The organism is Rhizobium sp. CF122 (assembly GCF_000282035.1).
Classification (GTDB): Bacteria; Pseudomonadota; Alphaproteobacteria; order Rhizobiales; family Rhizobiaceae; genus Rhizobium.
This window is the reverse complement of the sequence record NZ_AKKA01000022.1, coordinates 1-23,851: the sequence shown is the minus strand read 5'-3', so window position 1 is coordinate 23,851 and position 23,851 is coordinate 1. Positions and strand designations below refer to the sequence as shown.

Here is a 23,851-nt window from a genome sequence, read left to right as displayed (position 1 = left end):
GGCGTCGGCCGATACCCCTTTGCCGCCAGATCGCTCTTCGGGCCATAACCTGCATGGTCTTGTGCCATCACGCGTCCAAAAACACGCTTCAGTCGACAAGCAACCTTGAAAACTCCAGACAAACAGACGTTTATGGACGGGCACTAGCTAGAAATCCACCACCTTGCCGTCGACGATCGTCACACGACGATCCATACGGGCGGCGAGTTCGTGGTTGTGGGTCGCAATCAGCGCTGCCAAGCCCGATTGGCGCACCAGCGCTTCCAAGGCATCGAAAACATAGCTCGCGGTTTCCGGATCAAGATTTCCCGTCGGTTCGTCCGCCAGCAGCAGACTCGGCGCATTGGCGACGGCGCGGGCAATCGCGACGCGCTGCTGCTCGCCACCGGAAAGCTCCCCGGGGCGATGGGTACCGCGATGGCCGATCCGCATGTAGTCGAGCAGCTGGCCGGCCCGCTCCTTCGCTTCCTTGCGCGGCAGGCCAGCGATCATCTGCGGCATCATGATGTTCTCGATCGCGGAGAATTCCGGCAGTAGATGATGGAACTGATAGACGAAGCCGATTTCGTTGCGGCGGATCATGGTGCGCTTGTCGTCCGACAAGCCGTCGCAGGCATGGCCATTAATCGTCACCTCGCCGCCATCGGGATGCTCAAGCAGGCCGGCAACATGCAGCAGTGTCGATTTTCCCGTGCCTGACGGTGCGACGAGGGCGACGATTTCGCCGCTTTTCAACGTAAAATCCGCACCTTTGAGGATCGAGAGCAGCGTCTCGCCCTGGCCATAGTGGCGCTCGACACCGGAAAGCTTGAGAACGGTATTCCGTTTCATGAACAGGGCATTCCTTATTCGTAGCGCAGGGCCTGCACGGGATCGAGCTTGGAGGCTCGCCATGCCGGGAAGATGGTGGCGAGGAAGGACAGTGTCAGCGCCATAATCACAACAGAGAGCGTCTCTCTGAGGCTCATTTCTGCCGGCAGTTGGCTGAGGAAATAGAGCTGCGGATCAAACAGCACCGTGCCGGAAACCCAGGAGAAGAACTCGCGGATTTTCTCGATATTGATACAGACAATGACGCCGAGCAGAACGCCGGCCAACGTGCCGACGACACCGATTGCCGCGCCCGTCATGAAGAAGATGCGCATGATCGCGCCGGAGCTTGCGCCCATCGTGCGCAGGATGGCGATATCGCTGCCCTTGTCCTTCACCAGCATGATGAGGCCGGAAATGATATTCAGCGCAGCAACGAGAACGATGAGCGTCAGGATCATGAACATGACATTGCGCTCGACCTGCAAGGCCGAAAAGAAGGTCTGGTTGCGTTGGCGCCAGTCGGTGATCGCAATCTGGCGGCCGGCCGCGGCTTCCACCTTCGGCCGCATATTGTCGATGTCGTCGGGATTGTCGACGAAGAGTTCAATGGATTGAACCAGCCCCTCGGCATTGAAATAGAGCTGTGCTTCCTCGAGCGGCATGTAGATGATCGTGGCGTCGTATTCCGACATGCCGATCTCGAAAATGCCCGAGACCTTATAGGATTTGACCCGCGGGTTGACGCCCATCGGCGTGATGTCACCCTCCGGTGATATCAACGTGATGCTGTCTCCAGCCTGGAGGCCGAGCTGCTCGGCCATACGCGAGCCTATCAGTACGCCTTGTCCTGCGGCGAAACCAACAAGGTCGCCGGACTTGATGTTGCCGGAGACAGTCTTCACCTTGTCCAGGTCTTCAGGCCGGATACCACGGACCAGCGCGCCCGTCCCTGCTCCGCCCTGCCCCGACGCCAGTGTCTGCCCCTCCACCAGCGGGAGCGCCAATTTTATACCCGGCACGGCAGCAAGTCTGTCGGTCAACGCCGGATAGTCGTTGAACGGCGTATCGACGGGCTGAACGATCATGTGCCCGTTGATGCCGAGAATGCGGGAGATCAGCTCCGTACGAAATCCGTTCATCACAGCCATGACGATGATGAGCGTGGCGACACCGAGCATGATGCCGATGAAAGAAAAGCCGGCGATCACCGAAATGAACGCCTCCTTGCGGCGGGCACGCAGATAGCGCCACGCCACAAGCCGTTCGAAGGCGGAAAATGGCCGGCTGGCCGGCGCCGAGCCGGATTTGGAACCCTGCTGCTGGCTCACCGCTGCATCTGCCATATTGCCTCCCGCCTGCTCAGCCCAAGAGCTTGTTGATCGCCGCGTCGATGGTCATCGTTTCACGGGCGCCCGTCTTGCGGTCCTTCACTTCTACTTCGCCGCTCGCAACCGCCCGCGGGCCGGCGATGATCTGCAGCGGAACCCCGATCAGGTCGGCGGTCGCAAATTTCGTCCCGGCGCGATCGTCTGTATCGTCATAGAGGACATCCTTGCCGGCGTTCGACAGCACCGCATAGATCTTCTCGCAGGCCGCATCGCACGCCGCATCACCGGCCTTCATGTTGATTACGACCACATCGAACGGCGCCACGGACGCCGGCCAGATGATTCCGTTCTCATCATGCGATGCTTCGATGATGGCGGGAACAAGGCGCGTCGGTCCAATCCCGTAGGAACCCATGTGGACAGTATGTTCCTTGCCATCCGGACCCTGCACCTTCGCGCCCATCGGCTCCGAATACTTGGTGCCGAAGTAGAAGATGTGGCCCACTTCGATGCCGCGGGCGGAGAGGCGGTCGCCTTCGGGAACCGCGTTGAACGCAGCTTCGTCATGCATCTCCGATGTGGCTGCATAAAGCGATGTCCACTTGTCGAAGACAGCCTTCAGGCCCTCGACGCTCTCGAAGTCGGTATCTTCGGCCGGGATATCAAAGTTCACGAAGTCCTTGTGGCAGAACACTTCGGACTCGCCGGTGTCGGCCAGGATGATGAACTCATGGCTGAGATTGCCGCCAATCGGGCCGGTATCGGCGCGCATCGGAATAGCGCGTAAGCCGAGGCGGTCGAAGGTGCGCAGATAGGCGGTGAACATCTTGTTGTAGGAGTGCTCTGCATCTTCGCGCGTCAGATCGAAGGAATAAGCGTCCTTCATCATGAATTCGCGCGAGCGCATGGTGCCGAAGCGCGGACGGATCTCGTCGCGGAACTTCAACTGGATGTGATACAGGTTGAGCGGCAGGCTCTTGTAGGACTTCACGTAGGACCGGAAGATATCCGTGACCATTTCCTCGTTCGTCGGGCCATACAGCATCGGCCGATCCTGGCGATCCTTGATGCGCAGCATTTCCTTGCCGTAGGCGTCGTAGCGCCCGCTTTCCTGCCATAGCTCAGCAGACTGCAGCGTCGGCATCGACAGCTCGATCGCGCCGGCGCGGTTCTGCTCCTCGCGGATGATGTTGTTGACCTTGTCCAGGACGCGCTTGCCGAGCGGCAACCAGGAATAGATGCCCTGCGACTGCTGCCGGATCATGCCCGCGCGCAGCATCAGCCGGTGTGAGACGATCTCCGCTTCCTTGGGATTTTCCTTGAGGATGGGCATGAAATAGCGAGATAGGCGCATGGCGAATTCCAGAGCTGTTGAGACACCGCAGGTCGCGGAATCGAAGGCGATCACAAATATTGGCAGCGTTCATAACTGCTTCGCGAAAGGAAAGAAACCCGCGACGGGCTCAAGCGGCCTTCCGTTAAAGCATGTTCGCACTTGCGAAGCAGACAAAGTAAGAAAAAGGCGGAATTATAATGGTTTGTACGAAATTCTTATCAACAGAAAAAATTTGCTGGAGTGTAGCAAAAATGCAAAAAAACCTAATGACAAAGCCCAATCTTTGAGCTAGTTTTAGCCCACAAAACAGGCAGGGAGCTCAAATCCCTGTCGATTTCGCGGTCAAGTCTTGGGAGGATCAGATCTTAGGCGCGCTTGTCGCAGCCCCGGCAACGGATAAGGATCACGCGATACTTAAAACAAGGCTTTCAGCCTTGTTTTTTTTTGGCTTTTCGCTGCTCAAGAAAATTCTGGAATAGCTCGCCTGCCGTTACGCAATGCCCGTATCACGTAACGGCACCTCCATGCCGCAACTTCATGACACGTGTATGACAGCCGCAATCTGCATCCGCCCAAAAACTGGGCAAACGCCCTTAGACGTTCGAAAATGACGGGCCGATCTGCGGCAGGGCGTCGAAGCCCCATCCGAAGTAATTCGAAGCAATATACCAAAGCGCATAGATGATGGCAGAAATGAGCGTTGTCATCGAGAAGACAAAGACAGGCCGGAACCGGGTCGGCGCGCTCGGGACGGTGCCGGGAACGACGTCGTTATCCTCTGCCTGCGTGCGCAGGCCGATCGGGAGCACGGCAAAGAGGGTGATCCACCACACGATAAAGTAGACGGCGAAGCCCTGTAGAAATATCTGCAGCATCGGATTGTCCCGCTAGGCTCTCTGCGGTTATCGCAGTTGCCGTGCTTATAGGCCGAAATACCCGTCAACTCAAAGCCGGTTCAGACCCCTTCCCAACTTTTGCGGGATTTCGGTCACTCTGCCGCAGGCTTGCTCAGACCTGCTCGAGCTCGATCAGGGTCCCGAAGAAATCCTTCGGATGCAGGAAGAGCACCGGCTTGCCATGCGCGCCGATCTTCGGCTCGCCGCTGCCGAGCACTCTTGCCCCGCGTTGGGTCAGCTGGTCGCGGGCGGCGAGGATATCGCCGACCTCGTAGCAGATATGGTGCATTCCGCCGGACGGGTTCTTGTCCAGGAAAGCCGCGATTGGCGATTCCGTTCCCAACGGCTGCAGGAGTTCAATCTTGGTATTCGGCAACTCGACGAAGACGACGGTGACGCCGTGTTCCGGTAGAGCCTGCGGGGCTGAGACGGTTGCGCCGAGTGTGTCCCGATATGCAGCCGTTGCGGCCGCAAGGTCGGGAACGGCGATAGCAACGTGGTTGACCCGGCCGAGCATTCGTCAGACCTTCGTAACAAAGACTGTGACCACGGGTTTCTTCCCCCAGGTCTGGTTTGCCGCTGCGCGGATAGCACGGCGAACTGACTCCTGCAGCAGGTCGAGATCCTTGCGGCGAGCCCGCGGAATGCTTTCGATGGCACCAACTGCAGCATCATAGAGCGTGTCTTCCATCTCGTCGCCCTCGTCGTCGTAGACAGGCAGGCCGATTGCAACTAGGTCCGGATCGCCGACGATATCGTAGCGGCTGTCGATCACGACGTTGACGGCGACGTGGCCGACATAGGAGAGCTTCTTACGCTCGCCGATGCCCATTTCGTCAAAATCGCCGATCAGCGCGCCGTCCTTGTAGATGCGGCCATGCGGCGCCTCGTCGATCACCTCGACTGGTCCTGGCGCCAGACGAAGAATGTCGCCGTTGCGCACGCGCGGCACGATCGAGATGCCCGACTGCTCCGCGAGTTCCTTGTGTGCCGTCAGGTGCGTCGCCTCGCCGTGCACCGGCACGACGATCTTCGGCCTCGTCAGCTCGTACATCTTCTGCAGCTCGTTGCGGCGCGGATGTCCGGAAACGTGGACAAGAGCCTCGTTGTCGGTGATCACATGGACACCCTGCTCGATGAGGCCGTTCTTGATATCCTGAATCGCCTTCTCGTTGCCGGGAATAGCGCGCGAGGAAAATACGACGATATCGCCGGAGGCAAGCGCCACGTTGCGCATCTCGTCGCGCGAGAGTTTGGCAAGGGCCGCGCGTGGCTCACCCTGGCTTCCCGTAAGAATGACGACCACTTTGTCGCGTGGAATATAGCCGTACTCGTCTTCTGAAATGAACGGCTTGATGCCTTCCATCAGGCCGATATCGCGGGAAACGTCGACCACGCGCTTGAGCGAACTGCCGAGCAGAAGGATTTCGCGGCCTTCAGCCTCCGCCGCCTCGGCTACTGTGCGGATACGGCCGACATTCGATGAGAACGTCGTCACCGCGACGCGACCCTCGGCATTCTCGATGATCTTGCGCAGGCTCTCCGAGACGTCCTTTTCCGAGGGCGAGACACCGTCGCGGAGGGCGTTGGTGGAATCGCACATCAGCGCCAAGACGCCTTCATCGCCGAGCTGGCGGAAACGCGTCTCGTCCGTCAGCGGACCGAGAGACGGCTCATGGTCGATCTTCCAGTCACCGGTATGGATTACATTGCCGAGTGGTGTGCGGATCACCAGCGACATCGGCTCGGGAATGGAATGGTTGACCGCGACGCCCTCGACACTGAAGGGGCCGGCATTGACGGTATCGCCCGCCGTAAACAGTGTCACCGGAATCTCACCGATGGCCGACTTCTCGAAGTTTCGCTTCGCCTCGAGCAGCCCGGCGGTAAAGGCCGAGGCATAGACCGGGACATTGAGGCCCGGCCATAGATCGGCGAGCGCGCCGTAATGGTCCTCATGGGCGTGGGTGATGAAGATCGCCTTCAGGCTCTTCCGCTCGCTCGCGAGATAGCGAATGTCGGGCAGCACAAGATCGACGCCCGGCAGGTCAGGTCCGGGGAAGGTGACGCCGCAGTCGACCATGATCCACTGGCGATGGTCCGGCGGGCCGTAGCCATAAAGGGCGAGATTCATTCCGATCTCGCCAACGCCGCCCAACGGCAGAAATACCAATTCGTCCTGCTTCGCCATATTATTCTTTTTTCCAATCAACCAAAGAAGACATCGCCGGCAGCAATCGTCATCATCCTGCCTGCGCCAGTATCCAGCATCAACAGGCCATTATCATCAATTCCGGCGAAGTGGCCGGAAATCGACCGGTCCGGCAGGTTCACAGTTATCTTTTCGCCGATACCGCAGGCGACTTGGCGCCAGCGTTCGGTGATTTCGCGCACTCCACGGCCACGATCCCATGCCTCGAGGACTTCGGCCATCGACGCGAAGAGATGCGCGAAAACCTCTTCAGGGGAAGCAGAGCTCCCCTGCTCGCGTAGGCAAGTCACGGGGTAAAGCGGGTTGTCGGGCATGAAAGCGACATTGATGCCGATGCCGATGACGAGCGCGTGGCGCCCGTCAGGCAGGGCTTCGGCCTCGACGAGAATGCCGCAGGTCTTCTTTCGCCCGATCAGGATATCGTTCGGCCATTTCACTTCCAGCCGCTCGGCCGTGTGCGGCAACACCTGGCGCACGGCCTGATGCACTGCGACGGCAATCGCCAGCGGCAGCGAGCCCAGACGCTCCATGGGCGCCGGATCGATAAGGAGAAGCGAGGCATAGAGATTGCCCCGCTCGGAAACCCAGGGGCGACCCCGGCGGCCACGGCCGCCGGTCTGCTTTTCCGCCGTGATCCAAAGGAGACCGCGGTCCCCTGCCCGGGCACGGGCAAGGCATTCGCTGTTGGTGGACGATGTCTCCGACAGAGCCTCGTGCCTGAAATCGTCGAGCGATATCCGGCGCCGTGCCTCGGAGTTCATCAAAAGAGCGTCGCAGCAGCAAGCTCGGCTGCGCCGCCGATCGGACCGCCGATGAGGACATAGGCGAGAACGAAGAGACCGGAGACACCGAAGACCAGGCGCAGCGAACCGGACACGCGTGCAAATTCGTCGGTGGCTTCATCGAACCACATTAGCTTGATGACGCGGAGATAGTAGTACGCGCCGACGACCGATGCGAGAATGCCGATGATGGCAAGCGCATAGAGCTTTGCCTCAATTGCAGCGACAAACACGAAGTACTTCGCGAAGAAGCCTGCGAGCGGAGGAATACCGGCCAGCGAAAACATCAGGATGGTCAGCACCGTCGCCATGAACGGATTGGTGGTCGACAGGCCGGCCAGATCGTTGACCTCCTCGACAACCGTGCCGTCCTTGCGGCGCATCGACATGATGATCGCAAAGCTGCCGAGTGTCATGACCATGTAGATGACCATGTAGAGCATGACACCCGAGACACCGGTCTGCGTGCCGGAGGCAAGACCAACCAGCGCATAGCCCATGTGGCCGATCGACGAATAGGCCATCAGGCGCTTGATGTTCCTCTGACCGATTGCGGCGAAGGAGCCGAGCAGCATGGAGGCGATCGAAATGAAGACCACGACCTGCTGCCAGTCGGCCAGAACCGGCTGGAAGGCGGTAATGACGATGCGGGTCATCATCGCCATCGCAGCAACCTTCGGGGCGCTTGCAAGGAAAGCCGTGACCGGGGTCGGCGCACCTTCATAAACGTCCGGCGTCCACATATGGAACGGAACGGCCGAAATCTTGAAGGCGATACCGGCAAGGATGAAGACAAGGCCGAAAATGAGGCCGAGCGAACGCGCGCCGTCAACGGTCAATGCCTGAGCAATCGCAGCGAACTGCGTGTGGCCGGTGAAGCCATAGACCAGCGACATGCCGTAAAGCAGCATGCCCGAGGAGAGCGCGCCGAGCACGAAGTACTTCAGACCGGCTTCCGTGGACCTGACGCTGTCGCGATTGATCGCAGCAACGACGTAGATTGCCAGCGACTGCAGTTCGAGGCCGAGGTAGAGCGAGATGAGGTCGTTGGCCGAAATCATCAGCAGAATGCCGAGCGTGCAGAGCACGAGCAGCACCGGAAACTCGAACTTGTCGAGCTGGTTTTCCCCGGCAAGGCCGAGCGACATGAAGAGCGCCACCATCGAGCCGACCAGCGCCGTGATCTTCATGAAGCGACCAAAGCCGTCCGACAGGAAGACGCCGCCATAAGCAACGCCTTCACTCGGAACGAAGATCAGCCAGAGAGCGGCCGCCGCCAGCACGATCAGCGCGAGAACGCTGACCATACGGCCGGAGCGCTCTCCCGAGAAGACGCCGACCATCAACAACACCAAGGCGCCGACCGCGAGGATCAACTCCGGAATGGAAAGATGCAGGCTTGCGAGAATTGTTTCAGAGGTCATGTCCCAAAAGTCCCGTCATCATTTCATCGACAGCGCAACGTCGTGCGCTGCCTGGACTGCGGCCGTGTAGCTATGGATCAGCTGGTCAACCGATGCAGCGGTCACATCGAAGACCGGAGCCGGATAGACGCCGAAGAAGATGGTCAGTGCAATCAGCGGATAGAGGATCAGCTGTTCACGCCGAGAAAGGTCGAGCAGCGCCTTCAGCTTTTCCTTTTCCAGCGCGCCGAAGATGACCCGGCGATAGAGCCAGAGCGCATAGGCAGCGGAGAGGATAACGCCCGTTGCGGCGAAGAGCGCGACCCAGGTGTTGACGCGGAAGACGCCAATCAGGGTCAGGAATTCGCCGATGAAGCCCGAGGTGCCCGGCAAGCCGACGTTTGCCATCGTGAAGACCATCATCGCAACGGCGTATTTCGGCATGTTGTTGACCAGACCGCCATAGGCCGCAATCTCGCGGGTATGGGTTCGGTCGTAGATGACGCCGACGCAAAGGAAGAGAGCGCCCGAGACGATGCCGTGCGACAGCATCTGGAAGATCGAGCCCTGCAGACCCTGCGCGTTGGCCGCAAAGATACCCATCGTCACGTAACCCATGTGGGCAACGGACGAGTATGCGATCAGTTTCTTCATATCGTCCTGCATCAGGGCCACCAGCGAGGTGTAGATGATGGCGATCACAGACAGCGCAAAGACGAGCGGTGCGAAGAACTCGGAGGCAACCGGGAACATACCGAGCGAGAAGCGGATCAGGCCGTAGCCGCCTAGCTTCAGGAGCACGCCGGCCAGGATGACCGAGCCGGCCGTCGGCGCCTGAACGTGCGCGTCCGGAAGCCAGGTGTGAACCGGCCACATCGGCATCTTCACCGCGAAGGACGCGAAGAAGGCAAGCCAGAGCCAGGTCTGCATCTGTGGCGGGAACTGGTAGGCGAGCAGTGCCTGAATATCGGTCGTGCCGGCCTGCCAGTACATCGCCATAATGGCGAGCAGCATCAGAACGGAGCCGAGCAGCGTGTAGAGGAAGAACTTGTAGCTGGCGTAGACGCGATCCTTGCCGCCCCAGACACCGATGATGAGGAACATCGGAATGAGGCCGGCTTCGAAGAAGACGTAGAAGAGAACGATATCAAGCGAAACGAAGACGCCGACCATCATCACTTCCAGGATCAGGAAAGCGATCATGTAGTCCTTCAGGCGCTTCTCGATCGACAGCCAGCTCGCCAGCACGCAGAAAGGCATGAGGAAGGTCGTCAGGATCACGAAGAGCATCGAGATCCCGTCAACGCCGAGATGATAGCTGATGCCGGTGCCCAGCCAGCCATGCTTCTCGATCATCTGGAAGCCCGGGTTCGCATTGTCGAAACCGATCCAGAGGAAGAGCGAAAGGACGAACGTCGCGACCGTCGTAATCAACGAGATGTTGAGGACGTTGCGGCGGCCACTCGGACCGTTTTCATTCATCAGCAGTAGGAGCACCACGCCGACGAGCGGCAGGAAGGTGACCGTTGAAAGAATAGGCCAATCGGTCATCAGAAGGAACTCCCGAGCATCATCCAGGTAACAAGCGCCGCAACGCCGATCAGCATGGCGAACGCGTAGTGATAGAGGTAACCAGTCTGCAAGCGCACGACGCGGTTGGTGACATCGACGACGCGGGCAGCGATGCCGTTCGGGCCGTAGGTGTCGATGACGCCGACGTCACCCTTTTGCCACAAGAAGCGGCCGAGCGCCTTTGCCGAGCGTACGAACAAGAAGTCGTAAAGTTCGTCGAAGTACCACTTGTTCAAGAGGAACTGGTACAAAACCCGATGCTGCTTGGCGAGGACGCGCGGCGTCGACGGCGACTTGATGTACATGTACCAAGCGGTGACGAAGCCAACAAGCATGGCGATAAAGGGGCTGAGGCCGACCCACGCTGGAACGTGGTGGAATTCTTCCAGCAGTTCATTGTGCTCGGAGGTGAAGAGCGCACCCTTCCAGAACTCAGCGTATTCCTCGCCGTAGAAACGGCCTTCGAAAAGGACACCGGCAAGAACCGCGCCGGCAGCAAGAAGGTAGAGCGGAACCAGCATGACTTGCGGAGATTCATGAACGTGGTGCATGACTTCGTGCGAAGCGCGCGGCTGACCGAAGAAGGTCAGGAACGCCAGACGCCAGGAATAGAAGCTGGTGAAGAGAGCTGCGATGACCAGAAGCGTGAAGGCAAAGCCTGCGACCGGCGAATGCGACGCGTAAGCCGCCTCGATGATCACGTCCTTGGAGAAGAAGCCCGCAAAGCCGATCGGGGTGAACGGGATGCCGACGCCGGTCAGCGCCAGCGTGCCGATCGTCATCATCCAGAAAGTGACGGGGATGTGCTTGCGCAGACCGCCCATGTAACGCATGTCCTGCTCGCCATCGACGGCGTGGATCACCGAGCCGGCACCAAGGAACAGCAGAGCCTTGAAGAAGGCGTGCGTAAAGAGGTGGAAGATGGCCGCGCCATAAGCGCCAACGCCGAGCGCGACGAACATGTAGCCGAGTTGCGAGCAGGTCGAATAAGCGATGACGCGCTTGATGTCGTTCTGCACGAGGCCGACAGTCGCGGCGAAGAAGGCCGTGATGGCACCGATCGTCGTTACGAACACAAGCGCATCTGGCGAAAGCTCGAACAGCGGCGACATGCGGGCGACAAGGAAGACACCTGCGGTAACCATGGTTGCGGCATGGATAAGTGCCGACACCGGCGTCGGGCCTTCCATTGCATCGGGCAGCCAAGTATGCAGCAGGAACTGTGCCGACTTACCCATTGCGCCCATGAAGAGCAGCAGGCAGGCGCCGGTCAGCGCTTGTGCCTTGTCCAGGTGCATGCCGAAGAGGTTGAGAACGATTTCGCCGCCCTCGCCGCCGGCTTCGGCCGGAGCAAAGCTCGCAGCGTTGGCGAAGATGGTATCGAGATTGATCGCGCCGAAGAGAACGAACAGGCTGGAAATACCAAGGATGAAGCCAAAGTCGCCAACGCGGTTGACAATGAAGGCCTTGATCGCAGCGGCGTTTGCCGACGGCTTCTTGAACCAGAAGCCGATGAGCAGGTACGAAGCCAGACCAACGCCTTCCCAGCCGAAGAACATCTGGGCCAGGTTGTCGGCGGTCACCAGCATGAGCATGGCGAAGGTAAAGAGCGAGAGGTAGGCAAAGAAGCGCGGACGATGCGGATCATGATGCATGTATCCGATCGAATAGACGTGTACCAGCGTCGAGACCGTGTTGACGACGATCAGCATGACCGAGGTCAGCGTATCGATGCGCAGCGACCAGGAAACGTCAACGCCGCCGGACTGGATCCAGCGCAGGACCTCGACCTTGATCGGACCACCTTCGTGGTGGCCCATGCCGACCGTAATGAAAACGTACCACGAGAGAACGGCGGCGATGATCATCAAACCGCAGGTAACGTATTCCGATGCCTTGGCGCCGATCGCGCGGCCGAAGAGGCCGGCGATGATCGCGCCAATCAGGGGAAGAAAGACGATAGCTTTATATAAAAACATGAGCCCTCAGCCCTTCATCATATTGACGTCTTCGACGCCGATCGAGCCGCGGTTGCGGTAGAAGACGACGAGAATTGCAAGACCGATGGCCGCTTCAGCAGCAGCAACGGTCAAAATGAACAGTGCAAAAACCTGGCCGACGATGTCGTTGAGGAATGACGAGAAGGCGACCATGTTGATGTTGACCGCAAGCAGGATGAGCTCGATCGACATCAGGATGACGATGATGTTCTTCCGGTTAAGGAAGATGCCGAAGACGCCGAGCGTGAAGAGGATGGCGCTGACCGTCAGGTAATGGGAAAGTCCGATGACCATTGTGTTTGTTCCTTAAGCTCGCGCCTGCCTCAAACGCCCTGCCCCGGCTTGACTTTGACCACCTCAACGGCGGTCGCCGGATTGCGGGCAACCTGTCTGGCAATGTTCTGCCGCTTGATGTGTGTGCGATGCTTCAGCGTCAGCACGATTGCACCAATCATAGCGACGAGCAGCACGAGACCAGCGATCTGGAAGAAGTAGACGTAATTCGTATAGAGAACGTCGCCGAGTGCGGCGGTGTTGGTGCGCTCGGTCAGAGCCGGGATCGGCATCGCGACCGTCTTGGCGATCTCCGGCGAAATGACCGTGCCGCCGACGACAACGATGAGCTCAGCCGCCAGGATCAACCCGATGATCGCACCGATCGGCGCGTATTCGAGAACGCCGGCGCGCAGCTCCGTGAAGTCGATGTCGAGCATCATGACCACGAAGAGGAAGAGAACCGCCACGGCACCGACGTAAACGACGAGCAGGATCATCGCCAGGAACTCGGCGCCAAGCAGCAGGAAGAGGCCGGCCGCGTTGAAGAAAACCAGGATCAGGAAGAGAACCGAATGTACCGGATTCTTCGACCAAATGACCATGAACGCCGACGCTACCGCGACAAAGGCGAAAAGATAGAAAAATAGAGCCTGCAGACCCATGTTGGTGCCTTTTTCATCTTCCCCCGGGCAGCCGGGAGTTTCCCTGCCCGATGAAGCTTCGCGGGACGGGATCCGGCAAAGCCTCGGTGCATGTTGACCGGAAGCCACGCAACGGGCGGCACTCCGGCATTTCAATTTCGATCAACGGTACGGTGCGTCCAGCGCGATGTTGCGCGCGATTTCGCGCTCCCAACGGTCGCCGTTCTCCAGAAGCCTCGCCTTGTCGAAGTAGAGTTCTTCGCGGGTTTCCGTTGCAAATTCGAAATTCGGACCTTCGACGATCGCATCGACCGGGCACGCTTCCTGGCAGAAGCCACAGTAGATGCACTTGACCATGTCGATGTCGTAACGAACCGTGCGGCGCGTGCCATCGTTGCGGCGTGGGCCAGCTTCGATGGTGATCGCCTGGGCAGGACAGATCGCCTCGCAGAGCTTGCAGGCGATGCAGCGCTCTTCACCGTTGGGATAGCGACGCAGTGCGTGTTCGCCGCGGAAGCGCGGGCTGACCGGCCCCTTTTCGAACGGGTAGTTGATTGTTGCCTTCTGCTTAAAAATGTACCGGAAGGTCAGCCAGAACGCACTGACGAATTCCTTCAGGAACAGCGAGCTGACAGCGTTGGACAAGCCTGCCATCTTCAACCTCCAATATTGCTTGAAACGAGGGCCGGCATGATCATGCCCAACCCGTCAGCTTCAGCACGAATGCAACGATAACGACCATGGCAAGCGACAGCGGAAGGAAGACCTTCCAGCCGAGGCGCATCAGCTGGTCGTAGCGATAGCGCGGCACGAATGCCTTGACCATCGCGAACATAAAGAACACCAGGCACGACTTAAGCGTGAACCAGATTACGCCCGGAACCCAGTTCACGAACCACACGTCGACCGGCGGCAGCCAGCCTCCGAGGAACAGGATCGTCGTCAGTGAGCACATCAGAACGATGGCCGCATATTCGCCGAGCATGAACATCATGTAGAGCGAGGAGCCGTATTCGACCATGAAGCCGGCGACGAGTTCCGATTCTGCTTCCGGAAGGTCGAAAGGCGGGCGGTTCGTTTCGGCAAGCGCCGAAATGAAGAAGATGATGAACATCGGGAATAGCGCCAGCCAATGCCAGTCGAGGAACGACGACGGCAGACCGAGACGCGTGCCGAGGCCGGCCTGCTGGGCATGGACGATATCCGTCAGATTCAGCGAACCAACGCAGAGCAGCACGGTGACGATAACGAAGCCGATCGAGACTTCGTAGGACACCATCTGCGCGGCGGAACGCAGTGCACCGAGGAACGGGTACTTCGAGTTCGAAGCCCAGCCGCCCATGATGATGCCGTACACTTCAAGCGACGAGATCGCGAAGATGTACAGGATGCCGACGTTGATGTTGGCGATGACCCAGCCATCTGCCAGCGGCACGACGGCCCAGGTCGACAGCGCCAGAAGCACGGTCACGAGCGGCGCCAGCAGGAAGACCGCCTTGTTGGCGCCGGCAGGAATGACCGGCTCCTTGAAGACGAACTTCAAAAGATCGGCGAAGGACTGGAAAAGGCCCCACGGGCCCACCACGTTCGGACCGCGGCGGAGCTGCACTGCCGCCCAGACTTTGCGGTCGGCCAACAGGATGTAGGCGATAAAGACGAGCAGGCAAACCAGGAGAAGAAGCGACTGACCGACCATAAGGAGGCCGGGCAAGACATAAGTTGAAACAAACGATTCCATAGTCCCCTGCCCTTACTCTGCCGCGACTTTGAAGTTATTGCGGGCCAATGCCGAGCACTCGGCCATCACTGCCGAAGCGCGCGCGATCGGGTTCGTCAAATAGAAGTCTTTGACCGGCGACGCAAACCCGGATTTGTTCATCTTGCCGGCTTTTTTCGCAACTGCGGCAATTTTGGCGCTGTCGCTTTCAGCGATCTCGTCGAGCGCTGCGAAATGCGGGAATGCCGCATAGAGCTTTGCACGCAATTCGCCAAGCGAATCAAACGGAAGCTTCTTGCCGAGCACGTCGGAAAGCGCACGCAGGATTGCCCAGTCTTCGCGGGCGTCGCCCGGCGCGAAGCCTGCGCGATTACCCATCTGAACACGACCCTCGGTGTTGACCCAGGTGCCAGACTTTTCGGTGTAGGCAGCAGCCGGCAGGATGACGTCGGCATGATGGGCGCCGTTGTCGCCGTGCGAGCCGATGTAGACCGTCAGCTTTGCCTTCTTGGCGGCGAAATCAAGCTCGTCGGCGCCGAGCAGGAAGAGAACGTCCATCGACGCCAGCATCTCTGCAGCGTTGACGCCCTTTGCGCCCGGAACGAAGCCGAGGTCGAGGCCGCCGACACGCGACGCAGCAGTATGGAGGACTGCAAATCCGTTCCAGCCTTCGACAACCGCGCCGACGGTGCCGGCAAGCTTAGCTGCAGTTGCGAGAACGCCAGCGCCATCGGTGCGCGACAGAGCGCCCTGGCCGATAATGATCATCGGCTGCTTGGCATCCGTCAGAACCTTCGTGAAGGCATGGTTGCCGTCGACGAGATCCTTCAGCGTATCCGGGCCAGCGCCGAGATATTCATAGTCATAGCGCAGTTCGCCGGCTTCGCCGATCAAGCCGATCGGGAAGTTGCCGCGACGCCAGCGCTTGCGGATGCGGGCGTTGAGCACGGCCGCTTCGAAGCGTGGGTTGGCGCCGATGATCAGCAGCGCGTCCGCCTGTTCGATGCCCTCGATTGTCGGGTTGAAGACGTAGCTTGCACGCCCGAGCGACGGATCAAGTGCCGTCCCATCCTGACGACAGTCGAGATTCTCGGAACCGAGTGACTTCACCAGCTCCGACAAAGCGTACATTTCTTCGACGGATGCGAGGTCGCCGGCAATCGCGCCGACCTTTTCGCCGCTGGTCGCGGCCACGGCAGCCTTGATCGCACCGAAGGCTTCGCCCCAGGTCGCTGCCTGCAATCGACCATCCTTGCGGACGTATGGGCGGTCGAGGCGCTGCGTCTTCAGGCCGTCCCAGATGAAGCGGCTCTTGTCGGAAATCCACTCTTCATTGATCTGGTCGTTAACGCGCGGCATCACGCGCATGACTTCGCGGCCGCGCGTGTCGACACGGATGGCGGAACCGAGCGCGTCCATGACGTCGATCGTTTCGGTCTTGCTCAACTCCCACGGACGCGCCGTGAAGGCGAACGGCTTCGAGGTCAGCGCGCCGACCGGGCAGAGGTCAACGACGTTGCCCTGCAGCTCGGAGGTCATCGCCTGCTCGAGGTAGGTGGTGATTTCGGCGTCCTCGCCGCGGCCGATCAGGCCGAGTTCGGAGATGCCGGCCACCTCGGTCGTGAAGCGAACGCAGCGCGTGCAGTGAATGCAGCGGTTCATGACCGTCTTGACGAGCGGTCCGATATATTTGTCTTCGACGGCGCGCTTGTCTTCCTGATAGCGCGAGCTGTCGATGCCGAAGGCCATCGCCTGGTCCTGCAGGTCGCATTCGCCGCCCTGGTCGCAGATAGGGCAATCCAGCGGATGGTTGATCAGCAGGAATTCCATCACGCCTTCGCGGGCCTTCTTGACCATCGGCGTGTTGGTGAAGACCTCCGGAAGCTCGCCGTTCGGACCGCCGCGGATATCGCGCACGCCCATGGCGCAGGATGCCTGCGGCTTCGGCGGGCCGCCCTTTACCTCAACGAGGCACATACGGCAGTTGCCGGCAACCGAAAGGCGCTCATGGAAGCAGAAGCGCGGAACTTCAGCACCGGCTTCCTCACACGCCTGCAGCAGCGTGAAATGATCCGGAACTTCGATCTCGTTGCCGTCAATCTTCAGTTTTGCCATCGTCACTCAGTCCTGTTTTCCGTTTGCCGGATGGCGGCAAACAAACCCACTTTGCAACAGTTTCGCTGCCAGGCCGGATTCTTATCCCGTTGGCATCGGTGTCGCTCAAATTCTCTGCTCACCCCGAGATCCGGGATCAGCTTGGCCTCTGCGGTTTCGGGCCCCTGCCCTTCACTCTTCAGCCTTGACCTTGCTCCGGCCGTTCCGGCCGAAAAACTTACTTTCGTTTGCGCCCCTTGGCGGCGAGCGCCTTTGCCTGCGCTATCCAGCCGTCACGCGCAATGCGCCCATCAAAGCCGAGCTCCGCGTCAATACGTGCCACGTCCTCGTGAGACCAGCCAGCGATGGCGGTGAAGCTGCGAATACCCTTGGCGTTCAAGACCTGCTCGATCTTCGGGCCGACGCCAGAAATCTGCTTCAGATCGTCAGCCTTTCGGGCACGCGATGCGGGCTTTGTAACCACCTCGGGCTTTACGTCCGGTTGCCGAGCCGGAACAACCGAAAGCTTGACGTTGGCGGTTGCCTTAGCAGGCGTGGGGTGAACATTCTCCGGCCGGATCTCGACCTCAGGCTTGCCTTCATCGGGCGGCGTTTCGTCAAGTACTGCCGCCAGCTTGCTCGTTGCATCGAGCGCACCCTGCAAGGCTCCGAAAAACGCGCCGGCCATCTGTGTCGAAAAGCCGAAACCGATCGCCGTCGCCGCAGCCATTGCCGCAGCGGGGTTGACCATCACCGGCGGCACGGGCAGCGCGCGAGCGTTTTCCAGCATCTCGGCAGCAAGACGACCGAAGTCGGCCGAGAAATCAGCCGCTCCTTCCTTCTTCATGCTGTCGGACGCCTTCGTCGTCATCGCCCTTACTCTGCAGCCTCAAGAACCGCCCCGTGATCCAGCGCGCTTGCCGTATACTGGTCGATACGCGCTTCGATCTCGTGACGGAAGTTCCGGATCAGACCCTGCACCGGCCATGCAGCAGCATCACCGAGCGCACAGATAGTGTGACCTTCGATTTGCTTGGTGACCTGGAACAGCATGTCGATTTCGCGCTTCTGGGCATTGCCCTTGGCCATGCGCTCCATCACACGCCACATCCAGCCGGTGCCTTCGCGGCACGGCGTGCACTGGCCGCAGCTCTCATGCTTGAAGAAGGCCGAGATGCGAGCGATCGCCTTGACGACGTCGGTGGACTTGTCCATGACGATCGCGGCAGCCGTACCGAAGGACGAGCCGACAGCGCGAAGGCCGTCGAAATCCATCGGGCAGTCGATAATGTCCTTGGCCGGGACGATTGGGCACGATGCGCCGCCCGGGATGACGGCGAGCAGGTTGTCCCAGCCGCCGCGAATACCACCAGCGTGACGATCCACGAGTTCACGGAAGGTGATGCCCATTTCTTCTTCGACCGTGCACGGCTTGTTGACGTGACCGGAAAGCATGAAAAGCTTGGTGCCGACGTTGTTCGGACGACCAATCGAGGAGAACCAGCCCGCACCACGACGCAGGATGGTCGGAGCAACGGCGATCGACTCAACGTTGTTCACGGTCGTCGGGCAGCCATAGAGACCCATGTTCGCCGGGAACGGCGGCTTCAGGCGCGGCTGGCCCTTCTTGCCCTCGAGGCTTTCGAGCAATGCCGTCTCTTCGCCGCAAATATACGCGCCAGCACCATGATGGACGTAGATGTCAATGGGGTAGCCGAGCTTGTTGCTCTTGCCGAGCAGACCGTAGTCATAGCATTCGTCGATAGCAGCCTGCAGCGCTTCGCGCTCCCGGATGTATTCACCGCGGACGTAGATGTAGGCGGCGTTCGCACCCATGGCGAAGCTTGCGATGACGCAGCCTTCGATCAGCGTATGCGGATCGTGGCGCATGATATCGCGGTCTTTGCAGGTACCGGGCTCCGACTCATCAGCATTGACGACGAGATAATGCGGGCGTCCGTCGCTTTCCTTCGGCATGAAGGACCACTTGAGACCGGTCGGGAAGCCCGCGCCGCCACGTCCGCGAAGCCCCGAGGCCTTCATCTCGTTGATGATCCAGTCGCGACCCTTTTCGAGGATCTGCTTTGTGCCGTCCCAGTGGCCGCGGCTCATCGCGCCCTTCAGGGACTTGTCCTTAAGGCCGTAGATGTTGGTAAAGATGCGGTCTTTATCTTGTAACATGCTTCACCTTCTTACCGCGGCTTCTTACCGAAAACCTTGATATATTCCGCTTCGCCGCCCTTGGCGAGCGCCTTGGCCTGCTTGACCCAATCGTCGCGCTCGATACGGCCCTTGAAATTCAGGTAGCCGTCAACCCATTCGCGTTCGGCCTTCTTCCATCCCGCGACCTGCGCGAAGGTGAAGATTCCGATCTCATGCAGGGTCGCTTCGATCTTCGGGCCGACGCCGGAGATCATCTTCAGATCGTCAGGCGTCGCGGGCTTTTCGATGCCGGCGGGGCGGTTCTTGTCGCTGAGCGAGGGCTTTGCGGCATGCTCGACCTGCGCAGCCGTGGCGGGGGCCGGCTGCTCTTCAACAGCCTTGACGTTCTTCGCGGCGGCCTTCGGGGCAGTCGCCGGCGTCTTCAGCGCAGCATTCGTCTCGGCGTCGGTGCTCTTTGCACGCGCAGCTTCGGACGGCGGGACCGGTGCTGCATCGACCGTTGCAGTCACAGCTTCCGCGACGGTCTTCTTGGCAGAAGCCTTCTTTGCCTTCGGCTCTTCGCTCAGCAGCGTCGTCGGGCCGCCTTCCGGCGAGGAGAAGTGACGATCGATTTGCGGACCAACCTCGATGCTTGCGCCATTGCCGACCTCAAACGCGTCGATGATCTCTTCAAGGCGCTCAGGCGTCAGATCTTCATAAGTATCCTTGCCGATCATGACCATCGGAGCGTTGACGCAGGCCCCGAGACATTCGACTTCTTCCCAGGAAAGCGTACCCTCGGCGTTCCGCTCAAAGGGATGATGATGGATCTTGCTCTTGCAGACCGCCATCAGGCTTTCCGAGCCGCGCAGCATGCAAGGCGTCGTCCCGCAGACCTGGATATGGGCGCGCGTGCCGACCGGGTTCAGCTGGAATTGCGTGTAGAAGGTCGCGACCTCGAGAACACGGATATAGGCCATGTCGAGCATGTCGGCGATCTGTTCGATCGCGGCGCGCGTGACCCAACCATCCTGTTCCTGCGCCCGCATCAGCAGCGGAATGACCGCCGATTGCTGACGGCCTTCAGGATATTTCTTGATCGTCTTTTCCGCCCAGGCAGCGTTCTCGTCATTGAAGGCGAACGCGGCAGGCTGGAATTGATCTTCGGCTAATCGACGAACGGACATTCTTCCTCACGCCTTGTCAGTTTATGGTCCCACACTGCGATGCCGTCAGAGACTTCATCTCGCACGCGTAGGCCGACTGGTTTTTTTGCAAAAACACAACGAACTTGCCGCCGTTCGGAACGGCGGCCTTGATCTCATAGCCCTTGGACAAGAGCTCACCCAGAGAGGCCTTTGCCGCCGGTGGCTGCACCTCGTCCTGGCCCAGCTTCGGCCCCATTCCGCCGACTTCCTGGGCGAAGGCCCCGAAAGCAGCGAAAAGAACGATAGCGACAAGCGGCAACAGCTTCATCAGCGGTCTACCTCACCGAACACGATATCGAGCGAGCCGAGCACGGCTGTCACGTCAGCGAGCATGTGCCCCTTGCAGAGGAAGTCCATCGCCTGCAGGTGCGCATAGCCCGGTGCACGAATCTTGCAGCGGTACGGCTTGTTGCTGCCATCGGCGACCACGTAGACGCCGAATTCGCCCTTCGGCGCTTCGACCGCCGCGTAAACTTCGCCGGCCGGCACATGATAGCCTTCCGTATAGAGCTTGAAGTGGTGGATGAGCGCTTCCATCGAACGCTTCATCTCGCCGCGCTTCGGCGGAACGACCTTGCCGTCGATCGACGAGACCGGACCGGTCTTCGCACTTCCCATAAGGCGCTCGACGCACTGCTTCATGATACGAACCGACTGGCGCATTTCGATCATGCGGATCAGGTAGCGATCGTAGCAGTCGCCGTTCTTACCGATCGGAATGTCGAATTCCATATCGTTGTAGCACTCATAGGGCTGCGAGCGGCGCAGGTCCCAGGCAGCGCCCGAACCGCGCACCATCACGCCCGAAAATCCCCACGACCACGCATCCGCCAGCGACACAACGCCGATATCGACGTTACGCTGCTTGAAGATGCGGTTGTCGGTCAGAAGCCCTTCGATATCATCGAGGATTTTCAGGAACGGATCGCACCACTTGCCGATGTCCTCGACCAGTTCCGGCGGAATGTCCTGGTGGACGCCGCCCGGACGGAAGTAGGCAGAGTGCATACGGGCGCCGCAGGCGCGCTCGTAAAACACCATGAGCTTTTCGCGCTCTTCGAAGCCCCAGACCGGCGGCGTCATCGCGCCGACGTCCATCGCCTGCGTCGTCACGTTCATGATGTGCGACAGAATTCTGCCGATTTCCGAGTAGAGAACACGGATCAGCTGGCCACGAATCGGAATCTCGAGCTTCAGCATCTTTTCGACGGCGAGCGCGAAAGCGTGTTCCTGGTTCATCGGCGCGACGTAGTCGAGACGATCGAAATAGGGAACGGCCTGCAGGTAGGTCTTCGTCTCGATCAGCTTTTCGGTCCCGCGATGCAGAAGGCCGATATGCGGATCGACGCGCTCGATGATTTCACCGTCGAGTTCAAGCACGAGGCGCAGAACACCGTGCGCGGACGGATGCTCCGGTCCGAAATTGATCGTAAAATTGCGAACGTTATGTTCAGTCATAGCGACGCGCTCCGCGCTGGCAATTGGCATGAGACGGCGAACAGAGAGGCTTCAAGAAATCCGAGCTCATCTTCACTTCGCCGCCTTCTCGTCTCCCGGCAGCACGTATTCGGTGCCTTCCCAAGGGGACATGAAGTCGAAATTGCGGAATTCCTGCTTCAGCTCGACGGGTTCGTAGACAACGCGCTTGGCAGCATCGTCATAACGCACCTCGACGTAACCGGTTGTCGGGAAGTCCTTGCGCAGCGGGTGCCCCTCGAAACCGTAGTCGGTGAGAAGACGGCGCAAGTCAGCATGACCGGAGAAGGGAATGCCGTACATGTCCCAGGCTTCGCGCTCGAACCACTCGGCACCCTTGTAAACGCCGGTTGCCGACGGCACCGACTCGCCGTCAGCCACGGCGACCTTGATGCGGATGCGCAGGTTCTGCTTCGGCGACAGCAGGTGATATACGACGTCGAAGCGCTTTTCGCGCTGCGGCCAGTCGACACCGCAGATATCGATCATGCTGATGAAACCGCAGCGCGCATCGTCGCGCAGGAACGTCAGCAGCGCCAGAATCGTTTCCGGCGTCGCAGTCACGTTAAGCTCATCGTAGCTGATGGCTGCATCGACAAAGAGATCGCCCCTCATCTCGCGGAGATACGAAGACAGTTCGCTCAAGGCTTCAGTCATGACAGTCCTCCGCCCTTAGCGCTCGATCGTTCCGGTTCGACGGATCTTCTTCTGCAGAAGCAGCACCCCGTAGAGCAGCGCTTCTGCCGTGGGGGGACAGCCCGGCACGTAGATATCGACAGGAACGACACGGTCGCAACCACGCACGACCGAATAGGAATAGTGATAGTAACCGCCGCCGTTGGCGCAGGACCCCATAGAGATAACATAGCGCGGCTCAGGCATTTGGTCATAGACCTTACGGAGCGCCGGCGCCATCTTGTTGGTCAGCGTGCCGGCAACGATCATGACGTCAGACTGGCGCGGCGACGCGCGCGGAGCGACACCGAAGCGCTCCATGTCGTAACGCGGACCGGAGACCTGCATCAGGCCTTCGACTGCGCAGCAGGCAAGACCGAATTGCATCCACATCAGCGAGCCCGTACGGGCCCAGGTGATGAGATCGCGGGTCGAGGTAACGAGAAAGCCCTTATCGGCCAGTTCATCGTTGATTTCGCCGAAGAAGGCGCTGTCGCTGCCGATCGGCTTGCCCGTTGCCGGGTCGATGACGCCTTTCGGGTGCGGCGCGACGAGCGCCTTATCGCTTTGGGCTACTCCCATTCCAGGGCTCCCTTTTTCCATTCATAAATAAAGCCGATGGTCAGCACAGCGAGGAAGACCATCATGGACCAGAAACCAAACCAGCCGATCGCGCCGAACGAAACAGCCCACGGAAAGAGGAAGGCGACTTCGAGGTCGAAGATGATGAAGAGGATCGACACCAGATAAAAACGGATATCGAACTTCATGCGAGCGTCGTCGAATGCATTGAAGCCGCACTCGAAAGCCGAAAGCTTTTCCGAATCAGGCGCCTTGAAGGCAACGGCAAACGGCGCGATCAGAAGCGCCAGGCCGATTACAAGGGCGATACCAATAAAAATAGCGATCGGAATATAGGAACTGAGCAGTCCAGTCATCAGGTTCATCCCTGCTTGCGGCTGCGCCAGGAAGGCACCAGTGGGCAATTGCCCGGCAAGCGAACGTGCGTTGCAACAGAGCCGTCGTTAGCGCAGCCAGCGCCAGGGCGCAAGACTTTTAGAGCACCAATTCGACTGTCGAGGCGCGACATTATCAAGCAGATGCAATGATGTCGCGACAAATCCACACTAGTTGATTCAGACTGCATGTCAGCCCGTCGGATATTGCATGGCTCGCAACAAAGGAGAAAGTCCAAACCAAGAGAGAACAGCGAAAACCGACGCTCGCCCGGGACACAATATTATCGAAGGAGAGAAGAAAATGGCGCGAGTGACGGGGCT

Annotated in this window: 23 protein-coding genes; all 23 read right to left on the bottom strand. The window is 59.6% G+C overall.

What is annotated here, in order from left to right:
• Positions 1 to 147: 147 nt before the first annotated feature.
• The 23 genes from PMI09_RS05455 to PMI09_RS05345 all read right to left on the bottom strand — a co-directional run bounded on the left by PMI09_RS05455 (position 148) and on the right by PMI09_RS05345 (position 23,509).
• Positions 148 to 831, bottom strand: a complete 684-nt coding sequence (locus PMI09_RS05455; protein ID WP_007789702.1) for an ABC transporter ATP-binding protein — start codon at positions 829 to 831, stop codon at positions 148 to 150.
• Between the two features lie 14 nt (positions 832 to 845).
• Positions 846 to 2,156, bottom strand: coding sequence for a lipoprotein-releasing ABC transporter permease subunit (locus tag PMI09_RS05450; protein ID WP_007789700.1), 1,311 nt, complete (start codon positions 2,154 to 2,156; stop codon positions 846 to 848).
• A gap of 16 nt (positions 2,157 to 2,172) precedes the next feature.
• Positions 2,173 to 3,495 carry a proline--tRNA ligase gene (gene proS, locus PMI09_RS05445; protein WP_007789697.1) on the bottom strand — a complete coding sequence of 441 codons (1,323 nt, stop codon included), beginning with the start codon at positions 3,493 to 3,495 and terminating at the stop codon, positions 2,173 to 2,175.
• A gap of 575 nt (positions 3,496 to 4,070) precedes the next feature.
• Positions 4,071 to 4,352 (bottom strand): DUF1467 family protein, encoded by a 282-nt coding sequence (locus PMI09_RS05440; protein WP_007789695.1) that lies wholly within the window; start codon positions 4,350 to 4,352, stop codon positions 4,071 to 4,073.
• Positions 4,353 to 4,485: 133 nt separating this feature from the next.
• Positions 4,486 to 4,890, bottom strand: coding sequence for a methylmalonyl-CoA epimerase (mce, locus tag PMI09_RS05435; protein WP_007789693.1), 405 nt, complete (start codon positions 4,888 to 4,890; stop codon positions 4,486 to 4,488).
• A 3-nt stretch (positions 4,891 to 4,893) separates the two neighbouring features.
• A complete protein-coding gene (locus tag PMI09_RS05430) occupies positions 4,894 to 6,564 on the bottom strand; it encodes a ribonuclease J (protein WP_007789692.1) in 1,671 nt (556 codons plus the stop codon).
• A gap of 17 nt (positions 6,565 to 6,581) precedes the next feature.
• Positions 6,582 to 7,346, bottom strand: a complete 765-nt coding sequence (locus PMI09_RS05425; RefSeq protein WP_007789682.1) for a biotin--[acetyl-CoA-carboxylase] ligase — start codon at positions 7,344 to 7,346, stop codon at positions 6,582 to 6,584.
• On the bottom strand, positions 7,346 to 8,791 hold the full coding sequence (gene nuoN, locus PMI09_RS05420; RefSeq protein WP_007789681.1) for an NADH-quinone oxidoreductase subunit NuoN: 1,446 nt from the start codon (positions 8,789 to 8,791) through the stop codon (positions 7,346 to 7,348). Before nuoN ends, PMI09_RS05425 begins: the two co-directional genes overlap by 1 nt.
• 18 nt (positions 8,792 to 8,809) lie before the next feature.
• Complete coding sequence (locus tag PMI09_RS05415; protein ID WP_007789678.1) at positions 8,810 to 10,321, bottom strand: NADH-quinone oxidoreductase subunit M; 1,512 nt, start codon at positions 10,319 to 10,321, stop codon at positions 8,810 to 8,812.
• Positions 10,321 to 12,321 carry an NADH-quinone oxidoreductase subunit L gene (gene nuoL / locus PMI09_RS05410; RefSeq protein ID WP_007789675.1) on the bottom strand — a complete coding sequence of 667 codons (2,001 nt, stop codon included), beginning with the start codon at positions 12,319 to 12,321 and terminating at the stop codon, positions 10,321 to 10,323. Before nuoL ends, PMI09_RS05415 begins: the two co-directional genes overlap by 1 nt.
• A 6-nt stretch (positions 12,322 to 12,327) precedes the next feature.
• Complete coding sequence (gene nuoK / locus PMI09_RS05405) at positions 12,328 to 12,636, bottom strand: NADH-quinone oxidoreductase subunit NuoK (protein ID WP_007531803.1); 309 nt, start codon at positions 12,634 to 12,636, stop codon at positions 12,328 to 12,330.
• Positions 12,637 to 12,665: 29 nt separating this feature from the next.
• Positions 12,666 to 13,280, bottom strand: a complete 615-nt coding sequence (locus PMI09_RS05400; protein WP_007789673.1) for an NADH-quinone oxidoreductase subunit J — start codon at positions 13,278 to 13,280, stop codon at positions 12,666 to 12,668.
• Between the two features lie 141 nt (positions 13,281 to 13,421).
• Positions 13,422 to 13,913 (bottom strand): NADH-quinone oxidoreductase subunit NuoI, encoded by a 492-nt coding sequence (gene nuoI, locus PMI09_RS05395; protein ID WP_007789671.1) that lies wholly within the window; start codon positions 13,911 to 13,913, stop codon positions 13,422 to 13,424.
• 40 nt (positions 13,914 to 13,953) lie between these two features.
• Positions 13,954 to 14,997, bottom strand: coding sequence for an NADH-quinone oxidoreductase subunit NuoH (gene nuoH / locus PMI09_RS05390; protein ID WP_007789669.1), 1,044 nt, complete (start codon positions 14,995 to 14,997; stop codon positions 13,954 to 13,956).
• Between the two features lie 12 nt (positions 14,998 to 15,009).
• Positions 15,010 to 17,091, bottom strand: a complete 2,082-nt coding sequence (gene nuoG, locus PMI09_RS05385) for an NADH-quinone oxidoreductase subunit NuoG (protein WP_007789667.1) — start codon at positions 17,089 to 17,091, stop codon at positions 15,010 to 15,012.
• Between the two features lie 217 nt (positions 17,092 to 17,308).
• The gene (locus PMI09_RS05380; RefSeq protein ID WP_007789666.1) at positions 17,309 to 17,941 is read right to left on the bottom strand and encodes a 5' DNA nuclease; all 633 of its coding nucleotides are present in this window, start codon (positions 17,939 to 17,941) and stop codon (positions 17,309 to 17,311) included.
• 5 nt (positions 17,942 to 17,946) lie between these two features.
• Positions 17,947 to 19,251, bottom strand: coding sequence for an NADH-quinone oxidoreductase subunit NuoF (gene nuoF / locus PMI09_RS05375; RefSeq protein ID WP_007789664.1), 1,305 nt, complete (start codon positions 19,249 to 19,251; stop codon positions 17,947 to 17,949).
• Between the two features lie 11 nt (positions 19,252 to 19,262).
• A complete protein-coding gene (locus PMI09_RS05370) occupies positions 19,263 to 20,399 on the bottom strand; it encodes an NADH-quinone oxidoreductase subunit E (protein ID WP_007789662.1) in 1,137 nt (378 codons plus the stop codon).
• Between the two features lie 16 nt (positions 20,400 to 20,415).
• Entirely contained in the window at positions 20,416 to 20,688 is a 273-nt protein-coding gene (locus PMI09_RS05365; RefSeq protein ID WP_007789660.1) for a hypothetical protein, read from the bottom strand.
• Positions 20,688 to 21,878, bottom strand: a complete 1,191-nt coding sequence (locus PMI09_RS05360) for an NADH-quinone oxidoreductase subunit D (protein ID WP_007789658.1) — start codon at positions 21,876 to 21,878, stop codon at positions 20,688 to 20,690. Before PMI09_RS05360 ends, PMI09_RS05365 begins: the two co-directional genes overlap by 1 nt.
• A 72-nt stretch (positions 21,879 to 21,950) precedes the next feature.
• Positions 21,951 to 22,553: an NADH-quinone oxidoreductase subunit C gene (locus tag PMI09_RS05355; protein ID WP_007789656.1), complete on the bottom strand. Its 603-nt coding sequence runs from the start codon at positions 22,551 to 22,553 to the stop codon at positions 21,951 to 21,953.
• A gap of 15 nt (positions 22,554 to 22,568) precedes the next feature.
• Positions 22,569 to 23,153, bottom strand: coding sequence for a NuoB/complex I 20 kDa subunit family protein (locus PMI09_RS05350; protein WP_007789655.1), 585 nt, complete (start codon positions 23,151 to 23,153; stop codon positions 22,569 to 22,571).
• A complete protein-coding gene (locus tag PMI09_RS05345) occupies positions 23,144 to 23,509 on the bottom strand; it encodes an NADH-quinone oxidoreductase subunit A (protein ID WP_007789653.1) in 366 nt (121 codons plus the stop codon). Before PMI09_RS05345 ends, PMI09_RS05350 begins: the two co-directional genes overlap by 10 nt.
• Positions 23,510 to 23,851 lie beyond the last annotated feature (342 nt).